The organism is Plastoroseomonas hellenica (genome assembly GCF_018129085.1).
GTDB lineage: Bacteria > Pseudomonadota > Alphaproteobacteria > Acetobacterales > Acetobacteraceae > Plastoroseomonas > Plastoroseomonas hellenica.
Genome location: NZ_JAAGBB010000044.1, coordinates 40,962 through 50,086 on the forward strand (window position 1 = coordinate 40,962; position 9,125 = coordinate 50,086).

10 protein-coding genes are annotated in these 9,125 nt (G+C 71.9%); 4 read left to right on the forward strand and 6 right to left on the reverse strand.

Going from position 1 to position 9,125, the window contains the following annotated elements:
• The gene (locus GXW71_RS26565) at window positions 1-1,116 is read left to right on the forward strand and encodes a 2-aminoethylphosphonate--pyruvate transaminase (RefSeq protein WP_211855725.1); all 1,116 of its coding nucleotides are present in this window, start codon (window positions 1-3) and stop codon (window positions 1,114-1,116) included.
• Window positions 1,117-1,149: 33 nt separating this feature from the next.
• On the opposite strand, the gene GXW71_RS26570 is transcribed toward GXW71_RS26565, so the two are convergent.
• Complete coding sequence (locus tag GXW71_RS26570) at window positions 1,150-2,133, reverse strand: Bug family tripartite tricarboxylate transporter substrate binding protein (RefSeq protein WP_246526913.1); 984 nt, start codon at window positions 2,131-2,133, stop codon at window positions 1,150-1,152.
• A 187-nt stretch (window positions 2,134-2,320) separates the two neighbouring features.
• On the opposite strand from GXW71_RS26570, the gene GXW71_RS26575 reads away from it, so the two are divergent.
• Window positions 2,321-3,991, forward strand: coding sequence for a formate--tetrahydrofolate ligase (locus GXW71_RS26575; protein ID WP_211855726.1), 1,671 nt, complete (start codon window positions 2,321-2,323; stop codon window positions 3,989-3,991).
• A gap of 10 nt (window positions 3,992-4,001) precedes the next feature.
• Window positions 4,002-5,207 carry a methyltransferase domain-containing protein gene (locus GXW71_RS26580; protein ID WP_246526914.1) on the forward strand — a complete coding sequence of 402 codons (1,206 nt, stop codon included), beginning with the start codon at window positions 4,002-4,004 and terminating at the stop codon, window positions 5,205-5,207.
• 12 nt (window positions 5,208-5,219) lie between these two features.
• On the opposite strand, the gene GXW71_RS26585 is transcribed toward GXW71_RS26580, so the two are convergent.
• From GXW71_RS26585 to upp, 4 genes are all read right to left on the reverse strand, one after another.
• Window positions 5,220-6,143 (reverse strand): alpha/beta fold hydrolase, encoded by a 924-nt coding sequence (locus tag GXW71_RS26585; protein WP_211855727.1) that lies wholly within the window; start codon window positions 6,141-6,143, stop codon window positions 5,220-5,222.
• Window positions 6,133-6,261, reverse strand: coding sequence for a hypothetical protein (locus GXW71_RS35280; protein WP_281417421.1), 129 nt, complete (start codon window positions 6,259-6,261; stop codon window positions 6,133-6,135). Before GXW71_RS35280 ends, GXW71_RS26585 begins: the two co-directional genes overlap by 11 nt.
• Before the next feature lie 155 nt (window positions 6,262-6,416).
• Window positions 6,417-6,767 carry a cupin domain-containing protein gene (locus GXW71_RS26590; RefSeq protein ID WP_211855728.1) on the reverse strand — a complete coding sequence of 117 codons (351 nt, stop codon included), beginning with the start codon at window positions 6,765-6,767 and terminating at the stop codon, window positions 6,417-6,419.
• Window positions 6,768-6,847: 80 nt separating this feature from the next.
• On the reverse strand, window positions 6,848-7,501 hold the full coding sequence (gene upp / locus GXW71_RS26595) for a uracil phosphoribosyltransferase (RefSeq protein WP_246526915.1): 654 nt from the start codon (window positions 7,499-7,501) through the stop codon (window positions 6,848-6,850).
• Window positions 7,502-7,802: 301 nt separating this feature from the next.
• Here upp and GXW71_RS26600 point away from each other — a divergent pair, with 301 nt between their 5' ends.
• The gene (locus tag GXW71_RS26600) at window positions 7,803-8,297 is read left to right on the forward strand and encodes a hypothetical protein (RefSeq protein ID WP_211855729.1); all 495 of its coding nucleotides are present in this window, start codon (window positions 7,803-7,805) and stop codon (window positions 8,295-8,297) included.
• 37 nt (window positions 8,298-8,334) lie between these two features.
• On the opposite strand, the gene GXW71_RS26605 is transcribed toward GXW71_RS26600, so the two are convergent.
• On the reverse strand, window positions 8,335-9,125 hold a 791-nt coding region (locus GXW71_RS26605), incomplete at its 5' end, for a peptidoglycan -binding protein (RefSeq protein ID WP_211855730.1).

Sequence of the window (9,125 nt, forward strand, 5' to 3'; positions counted from 1 at the left end):
ATGCTGCTGCTGATTCCCGGCCCCGTGCAGACCCGGCCCGAGCTCCGTGCCGTGATGGGCCAGGACATCGCCCCCTGGGACAACGACTTCCGCCCGGTCTATGCCGGCATCCGCGACCGCGTGCGGGACCTCGCCGGCGGCGGCGCCGAAACCCACGCCACCCTGCCGCTGCAGGGCTGCGGCCATTTCATGGTCGAAGCCGCGGTCCGCACCTACACCGCCCCCGGCGCCCGCATCCTGATCCCGATGAACGGCGCCTATGCCAGCCGCATGGAGCGCCTGGTCCGCGAATGCGGCCGCGTCCCGGTGCCGCTGCCCGTCCCCGACACCCGCCCGGTGACGGGGGAGGAGGTCGCCGCCGCACTCGCCGCCGATCCCGGGATCGGCCATGTCGCGATGGTCTACAGCGAGACCGGCAGCGGCATCATCAACGACCCCGCCGAGATCGGCGCCGCGGTCCGCAATGCCGGCCGGCGCATGATCCTCGATGCCGTCTCCGCCTTCGGCGCCCTGCCGCTCGACCTCGGCGTGCAGCCCGAGATCGACGTCATGGTCTTCACCTCCGGCAAGTGCTTCGAAGGCATGCCCGGCATCGGCTTCGCCGTCGCCCGCATCGACCGCACGGTCGCCAGCGCCGGCAATGCCGGGTCCTGGTGCTTCGATCTCTCGGACGTCTACACGCATGCGCTCCGCAATAGCTGGGGCAGCTTCCGCTTCACCCCCGCGGTGCAGGCGCTGAACGCCTTCGCGATGGCGCTCGAGCTGCACGCCGCCGAAGGCGGCCAGGCCGCACGCCTCGCGCGCTACCAGGAGAACGCGAAGCTCCTCTACGACGGTGCCCTCTCCCTCGGCCTCACGCCCTATCTGGAACGCAAGCACCAGGGCCCGGTCATCGTCACCATCCACCAGCCCGCGGACCGCGCCTTCGCGCTGCAGGCCTTCGTGGACGCGCTGAAGTCGCGCGGCGTGCTGATCTCGAACTTCCACAACACCCAGGCGCCAACCATGCGCATCGGCGCGATCGGCGCGGTGACCGCGACCGACATCAAATTCGCCGTGGAAGCGATCGGCGCCACCCTCGACGCCATGGGCATCAGCCGGCGCGAAGCGGCGTAGGTTGCCTCGGGGGCAGAGCCCCCGAGGCCACTCCTACTCCGGCCGGATGTCGGCGGTGCGGATGACGCGGGTCCAGCGGTCCACTTCCTGGCGTTGGAAGGCGGCGAATTCGGCCGGCGTATTGGCGACGATGGTGAAGCCGATCTGCTCCAGCCGCTGCCGGCTTTCGGGGTGGCGCAGTGCTTCGGCGGTCGCGGCGTGGATGCGGGCCTGCAGCGCGGGCGCGATGCCGGCTGGCGCCATCATCGCCTGCCAGGAGGTGACGACGAAATCCTGCAGCCCGGCTTCGATCCCGGTCGGGACGTTGGGCAGGATGGCGGCGCGCTCGCGCGAGGTGACGATGATCGCCTTGAGGCGCCCGCCCGCGATGTGTCCCGCGACGGTGCCGAGGTTCTGGAAGCTGATCTGCACATTGCCGGCGATCAGGTCGGTCGCCGCGGCGGCGCCGCCGGCATAGGGCACATGCGTCGCATCGGTCCCGGTGACCTGCTTGAAGAGCTCCATGGTGAGCTGGTCGGAGGATCCGACGCCGCTGGTCGAGTAGGAGACGCGGCCGCGGTTCCGCTGCATCCAGTCGATCACGCCAGCGAGGTCGTTGGCCGGCACTAGGTTCGGGTTGACCACCAGCACGTTCGGCGTGGTGACGGCGACGGTGATCGGCGCGAAGTCGCGCGTCGCGTCGTAGGAGAGGTTGGGCCGCAGCGCCTGGTTGATCGCGAAGACGCCGATCGAGCCCACGAACAGCGTGTGGCCGTCGGGTGCGGCGCGCACCACGAGCCGGGCCGCGACCTCGCCGTTCGCGCCGGGCCGGTTCTCGGCCACCACCGGCTGGCCGAGCGCCTGCTGCAGGCGGGTCGCGATGACGCGCGCCGTGATGTCGGACGGCCCGCCCGCCACGAAGGGCACCAGGATGGTCACGGCCCGTTGCGGCCAGGCGGCTTCCTGGGCGCGAAGCGCAGGGGCGGGCAGCATCGGCGCGGCGGCGAGGCCGCCGAGCAGGGTGCGGCGCAGCATCATGGAAATCTCTCCCGGTCTTTGCGCGGAGGATAGGCGGCGCCTGGTGCCTTGCGAAGCCCGCTTGCGCCGCCTCCGTGCTGCCCAGGAGGGTGAATCACGCGACCAAGCGAAATGGCTCCATGATCGGTTCCACTCGGACCGATCATGGTCTAAGCGCGAAGGCTGCACGCTCCAGGAGACGCAGCGCATGGCCACCGACCTCGAGATCGCCCGACGCGCGAAGCTGCTGCCGATCGCCGAGATCGCGAGCCGCGCCGGCATCCCGGAGGCGGCGCTGGAGCCTTATGGGCGGTACAAGGCAAAGGTGGCGCTGGATTTCGCGCTGGGCCGCAGCGAGGCGAAGCAGGGCGCGCTGGTGCTGGTCACCGGCATCAACCCGACCGCCGCCGGCGAAGGCAAGACCACGACGACCATCGGGCTCGGCGATGCGCTGAACGCGCTCGGCACCCGGACGATGATCTGCCTGCGGGAGCCCTCGCTCGGCCCCTGCTTCGGGGTGAAGGGCGGTGCGACGGGGGGCGGCCGTGCCCAGGTGGCGCCGATGGAGGACATCAACCTCCATTTCACCGGCGATTTCCATGCCATCACCAGCGCCAACAACCTGCTGGCCGCGATGGTCGATAACCACTTGTATTGGGGCAACGGCCACGAGCTCGATGCGCGGCGCGTCTCTTGGCGGCGGGCGATCGACATGAACGATCGTGCGCTGCGCTCGACGGTCGCGAGCCTGGGTGGCGTCGCCAACGGCTTCCCGCGCGAGGATGGCTTCGACATCACCGTGGCATCAGAGGTGATGGCGGTGTTCTGCCTGGCCCGCGACCTCGCCGACCTGCAGGCGCGGCTCGGGCGCATGATCGTCGGCAACCGCCGCGACGGCACGCCGGTGACCGCGCATGACCTGAAGGCGGATGGCGCCATGGCGGCGCTGCTGCGCGATGCGCTGGCGCCCAACCTGGTGCAGACGCTGGAAGGCTCGCCGGCGCTGGTGCATGGCGGGCCCTTCGCGAATATCGCGCATGGCTGCAACAGCCTGATCGCGACCAGGCTCGGCCTTTCGCTCGCCGATGTCGTGGTGACCGAAGCGGGTTTTGGCGCTGATCTCGGGGCTGAGAAGTTCTGCGACATCAAGGCGCGGATCGGCGGCCTGGCCCCGGCCGTCTCGGTCGTGGTCGCGACCGTCCGCGCGCTGAAGCTGCATGGCGGCGTCGCCAAGGCCGCACTCGGCACCGAGGATGTCGCAGCGGTCGAGCGCGGTGTCGTCAACCTGGCCCGCCATGTCGAGAACATGCGCAAATTCGGCCTGCCGGTGGTCGTCGCGCTGAACCGCTTCACCTCCGACACCGATGCCGAGATCGCGGCCGTGCGGGCGGCGATGCGGGTGCTCGGCGCGGAAGCCGTTCTCTGCACCCATTGGGGCGACGGTGCCGCCGGCGCGCTCGACCTCGCGCGCGCTGTCAGGGCGGAGATCGAACGCGGCGCCGCACGCTTCCAGCCGCTCTACCCGGATGCCATGCCGCTCGCCGGCAAGATCGGCACCGTGGCGCGGGAGATCTACCACGCGGCCGACGTCGCGATCCCGCCGCCGGTCCTGCAGAAGCTCGCGAAGTTCGAGGCGCAGGGTTTCGGCCGCGTGCCGGTCTGCATCGCCAAGACCCAGTATTCCTTTAGCAGCGACCCGACCCTGCTCGGCGCGCCCAGCGGCCACACGCTTTCGGTCCGCGACGTCAGGCTTTCCGCCGGCGCTGGCTTCGTGGTCGCGATCTGCGGGGACATCATGACCATGCCCGGCCTGCCGCGGCACCCGGCCGCCGAGACCATCGGCCTCGATGCCGAAGGCCGGATCGAGGGGTTGTTCTGAGGATGCGCCAATGACCGCCCAGGAACTCGCCGCGCTGCTGCGCCAGGGCATGGCGCACCACACCGCCGGCCGCATCGCCGATGCGGCGGCGCTCTATGCCCGGGTGCTCAGGCGCGCGCCGGAGGACGGCAATGCCCACAACCTGGCGGGCATCGCGGCCCGGCAGATGGGGGACATGGCGGCGGCGCTGGAGCACGGCGCGCGCGCGGTGGCCGCGAACCCCGACAGCGGCATCTTCCACGCCAATTTCGGCGCGACGCTCGCTGAGGCGGGGCGGCTGCCGCACGCGGTGCAGGCTTTCCGCCGCGCGCTGGTGACGCGGCCCGACGATGCCGTGACCTTGCGCAATCTCGGCCAGGCGCTGACCACCATGGGCGACACCGACGCCGCCATGGCACCGCTCGCCCGTGCCGCGGAACTGGCGCCGGATGCGCCGGAGCCGCAGCTCGCGATCGCCCATGCCTGCCGCGACGCCGGCGATGCGGCCGGCGCCATCAGGGCGGCGCGCGCAGCGCTCGCCCGCTCCGGTGCGCAGCCCGGTCTTGCCGATCAGGCGCGCTTCCTGCTGGCCGCTCTCGGCGAAGCACCGGCGCCCGACCGCGCACCGGCCGGTTATGTCCGCGACCTGTTCGACCAATACGCCCCGCGCTTCGATGCCGAGCTCACCGGCCGCCTCGGCTACGCGACGCCCGGTGAGCTCGCGGCGCTGCTCGACGAAGCCGGCGTGCCGGCGGCGCGCGGGCTGGAGGTGCTGGACCTCGGCTGCGGCACCGGCCTCTCCGGCCTGCCGCTGACGCGCTTCGCGGCGCGGCTGACCGGGCTCGACCTGTCGCCGCGGATGCTGGCCTCGGCGAAGGCGCGCGGCATCTACGATGCGCTGGCGGAGGCGGACCTGCTGGCCTGGTTGCCGACCCAGCCGGCGCGCTTCGACCTGATCGTCGCGGCCGATGTGCTGAACTATCTCGGCGATCTCGCCCCTGCCTTCGCGACGATCGGGATGGCGCTGCGCCCCGGCGGCCATGCCGGCTTCTCGATCGAGACCGGCGACGCCCTGCCCTTCGCCCTCGGCGAAGGCATGCGCTACCGCCATGCGCCGGCGCATGTGCGATCCCTGCTCGCCGCTGCCGGCCTGACGCTGGTCGCGGAGCGGGACGCGGTGCTGCGGCAGGAGAAGGGCGGGCCGGTCGAAGGGCGGCTCTTCGTGGTCCGGCGCTGAATCTCGGACCATCTAACGCTGCGCGGTCCTCCGCAGCATGCAGCGGATTGCGTCCACCACCACGTCCGGCGCCTCGCGCGGCAGGAAGTGGCCGACGCCCTCGATCACCCTTCGCTCGTAGTCGCGCGTGAAGAACCGTTCCTTGCCGGCGGATGTGGCGGGGAAATTGTCCCGGTCCTTGGCGCCGTGCAGCATCAGCGTCGGGACGGTGATCGGCGGGTCCTCGGCGAGGCGCGCTTCCAGCGCCGCGTGCTCGGGGGCGCCGGGCACATCCCTCCAGCGCTGGCGGTAGGCATGGATGCTGATCGGTGCCCAGTCCGGGTTGTCCCAGGATGCCGCGGTCGTCTCGAAGGCCGCTTCGCTGAACCACCAGTCCGGCGACCAGCTTTCCCAGAGGAAGCGGCAGAGCCGGCGGCGATCCTGCTCCATCGCTTCGCGGCCCTGGCCGGTGGCGACCAGCCATTCGTACCAATAGGCCTTCGCCAGATCGTAGGACATGTGCTTCACCGGATGCGCGGTGGCATAGCCGGCGGACATCGCGACCAGGCCGCTCAGGCGCTCCGGGAAGAGGGCGCCGACGACATAGCCGGCGCGCGCACCCCAGTCATGCCCGGCGATGATGGCGTCGCGCAGATCAAGCGCCGCGAGGAAATCGGCGAGGTCCTGGCCAAGTGCCGCGATGGCGCCGCTGCGCAAGGTGGCCGCGGCATGGAACCGCGTCTCTCCGCAGCCGCGCAGGAAGGGCAGCAGCAGGCGGCAGCCATCCGCGGCGAGGCCGGGAACCACACCGTCCCAGCAACGCACGTCATCCGGCCAGCCATGCACCAGCACCACGGTCCGGCCATCGGGATGGCCGGCCTCCTCATAGGCGATGCGAAGGTCCCGTGTATCGACGTGACGGAGCTTCACCGTCCCGGAGGGGCCGCTAATCGCCATCGCCGCGGACGCCGAGCCGGTCGGCGGCGGGCGGAACACCCTCGGGCTTCGCCCGCAGCACGGGCTGGAAGACGTGGCGCTCGAGGACATCGGTCAACGGCTGCTTCGATCCGGTCATGGGCAAGCTCCGGTCCGTGTCGTGCGTCAGTTCGGAACGCGCGGCGACCGCGTGGTTTGCCGGCATGCGGCAGGCGCGCGGAGACGTGTGGAACGCGGCCGTCGCCCGCGGCGGCCGACGATCGCCTGGGCCGAGCTGCAGTCAGCCCGCCCCGGTCACGCCGCGGGCGGGTGGTCCCGGCCATGGACCTCCGCCGGCGGATGCGTCGCCTCGACCGCGGTGAAGGCCTCGAGGATGCGGTAGCTGTGCTCGGCACCCCTCGGCACAATCCAGGATTCGCCCGGCTCCAGCCGGATCATCTGACCTTCGATGCTGAGCTCGGCGCGGCCCGCGATGACGAAGCCGACCGTCTCATAGTCGCGCCGGACCGGCGGCTTGGCCGCATCGGGCGCCTCGTTCTTCCAAAGACGCATCGACAGGCTGCGGCCGGCGGCGAGGTAGTGCTGCCCCTCCGGCCCCTTGGGCGCATGCGTGGCATCCACCTTGACGACTGTCTTGTCCGCCATGGCTGATCCTCCCTGGTCAAGCCCTGTCGACAAAGGCCGAACGCCAGGCGGCGGGTGCGGTTGCCGGCCGTGGCTGGCGATCAGGTCCCGAAGCAGCGATCCCCGGCATCGCCGAGCCCGGGCAGGATGAAGCCGCGGGCGTCGAGCTGGCGGTCGAGCGCGGCGGCGAGCACGGGGATGTCCGGATGCGCCGCGGCGAAGTTCGCGACCCCCTCGGGCGCGGCGACCACGCAGAGGAAGCGGATCCGCGTCGTGCCCGCAGCCTTGAGCTGGGCGGCGGCCGCGATCGCGGAGCCGCCGGTCGCGAGCATGGGGTCGAGCAGCAGGGCGCCGCGGGCCGCGATATCGGGCGGCAGGCGCGCCATGTAGCCGCTCGGCTGCAGCGTGGTCTCGTCGCGGACCAGGCCGATATGGCCGATCGGCGCTTCCGGCAGCACGCGGCGCGCGCCTTCGAGCAGGCCGAGCCCGGCGCGCAGCACCGCGACCAGCGCCGGCGCCGGGCCGGCGAGCACGGGATGCGCCATGACCTCGAGCGGGGTCGCAACCTCGGCGGTGGTCTCCGGCAGGTCCCGGAGCGTCTCGCTCGCGAGGATGGCGCCGATCGCGGCGAGGGTTTCGCGGAAGGTGTCGGACGGCGTGGCGCGGTCGCGCAGCACCGCCATGCGGTGGCGGAGCAGCGCGTGGTCGCAGACGGAGAAGGTCATGATTGATTCCTGCACCTTGATCGTGGGCATGTTCAAGGTCCTCAAGCGCCGGCGCGCGCATCCGCGCGCTTGGCTTCCGCGCTGGGGGGGAGGCTCTGGCGGCGGCTGCGGGTCGCGCGCGGGGCCGCCTTCGCGGCCCCGGAGCATCGGCTTCGCCTCGCTCCGCAGAAGCCAGGGGCAGCCTGCGGCCGCGGGGAGGTTTGGCGAAGGCTTCGGGCGTTCGGACGGATATTTGATGCGGGGCCTGGCATGGCGAGGGGCCGCACCGTCTGGGCCGGGCCGGGCGTTCGGGCGAAGGTGGGGGAACCTTTTGCGGCGGGAAGCCCGGTACATGCGCAAGCTTTTGGTTGGCGTTGCCATCAACATGTTTCTTGCCGCCGGATTGGCGGTAGCCATGCCGCCCGCGCTCACGATCGACCAGTTGCTGGATATCTGCAGGTCGCCGACGGTCACCGAGGCGGCGGCGACAGGCGATCGGCTCGGCTGGCCGCGCATGAATGCCGCGCGGCTCGAGGAATGGCGGGCCGGCTTCGTGTCCCACGTTGGCAGCCCGGTGCAGGTGGTGGGCTGGCAGCGGGGCGCCGATCGCGGCGCCGACGCGGTGTCGTTCTGGACGGCGCACGGCCCCGGCGGACACAGGGCCTGCGCCTACTCGACAGCCGAACCAGCCGGGCTCCTGGATGCCCTGTCGGCGCGCTTCGGCACGCCGGCCAGCCTGGACAGGCATGACTTCGGCACCATGGCATCCTGGAACCCCGGCAGGGCCGAGGTGTCCTTCGCCCAGATCGGATCGACGGCCGTCGTCAATATCCGCGGCCACGAGTAAACGAGGGGGGCCGGGGGCGCGTGATCGCCGGCGGCGGTCAGCGGTCCGTCAGACGCAGCTCGATGCGGCGGTTGCGGGCGAAGGCGTCGGGCGTCTCGGCGGTGTCGAGCGGCTGGGTGTCGCCGAAGGCGGCGGCGGCGACGCGGTTGGGCGGCAGCCCTTCGGCGATCAGGAGCTGCGCGACCGCAATCGCCCGCGCGGCCGACAGCTCCCAGTTGCTGGCGAAGCGGGCGCTGCGGATCGGGTTGCGGTCCGCATGGCCATCGATGCGCAGCACCCAGGCGAGGTCGCGCGGGATCTGCGCGGTGATCTGCTGCAGCACGCGCGCGAGCTCGCGGATCTGCCGCTCACCGCTCGGCGTCAGCTCGGCCGAGGCGGTGGGGAAGAGCACCTCGCTCTGGAACACGAAGCGGTCGCCGACGACGCGGATCTCCGGCCGGTCGCCGAGCACGTCGCGGAGGCGCCCGAAGAAGTCGGAGCGGTAGCGCTGCAACTCCTCGACGCGCGCCGCCAGCGCCGCGTTCAGCCGCTGGCCGAGAAGCGCGATCTGCGCATCCTTGCCGCGCCCGGCGGCTTCCGCCGCTTCCAGCGCGGCGGCGAGGCGGGAGAGCTCGGCGCGGAGCGCGGTGAGGTCGCGTGACAGCAGCGCCGCCTGGGCGCGGGCGCTTTCCGAAAGCCGCGCATATTGCTGCGCTTCCTCCGTGCGCTGCGCGGCGGTGCGGCGGGCTTCCTCGGCCGCCTGCTCGGCGGCGCGGCGGCGCTGGTCGGCCTCGGTCGCCTGGGCGACCGCGGCCTGGCCCTGTTCGGCGCTCTGCGCCGCGGTGCGTT

What these genes read in the sequence shown, in the direction of transcription:
- GXW71_RS26565 (WP_211855725.1), top strand. Translation starts at nt 1, where the DNA reads ATGCTGCTGCTGATTCCCGGCCCCGTGCAGACCCGGCCCGAGCTCCGT.
- GXW71_RS26570 (WP_246526913.1), bottom strand. Translation starts at nt 2,133, where the DNA reads ATGATGCTGCGCCGCACCCTGCTCGGCGGCCTCGCCGCCGCGCCGATG.
- GXW71_RS26575 (WP_211855726.1), top strand. Translation starts at nt 2,321, where the DNA reads ATGGCCACCGACCTCGAGATCGCCCGACGCGCGAAGCTGCTGCCGATC.
- GXW71_RS26580 (WP_246526914.1), top strand. Translation starts at nt 4,002, where the DNA reads ATGACCGCCCAGGAACTCGCCGCGCTGCTGCGCCAGGGCATGGCGCAC.
- GXW71_RS26585 (WP_211855727.1), bottom strand. Translation starts at nt 6,143, where the DNA reads ATGGCGATTAGCGGCCCCTCCGGGACGGTGAAGCTCCGTCACGTCGAT.
- GXW71_RS35280 (WP_281417421.1), bottom strand. Translation starts at nt 6,261, where the DNA reads ATGACCGGATCGAAGCAGCCGTTGACCGATGTCCTCGAGCGCCACGTC.
- GXW71_RS26590 (WP_211855728.1), bottom strand. Translation starts at nt 6,767, where the DNA reads ATGGCGGACAAGACAGTCGTCAAGGTGGATGCCACGCATGCGCCCAAG.
- upp (WP_246526915.1), bottom strand. Translation starts at nt 7,501, where the DNA reads ATGCCCACGATCAAGGTGCAGGAATCAATCATGACCTTCTCCGTCTGC.
- GXW71_RS26600 (WP_211855729.1), top strand. Translation starts at nt 7,803, where the DNA reads ATGCGCAAGCTTTTGGTTGGCGTTGCCATCAACATGTTTCTTGCCGCC.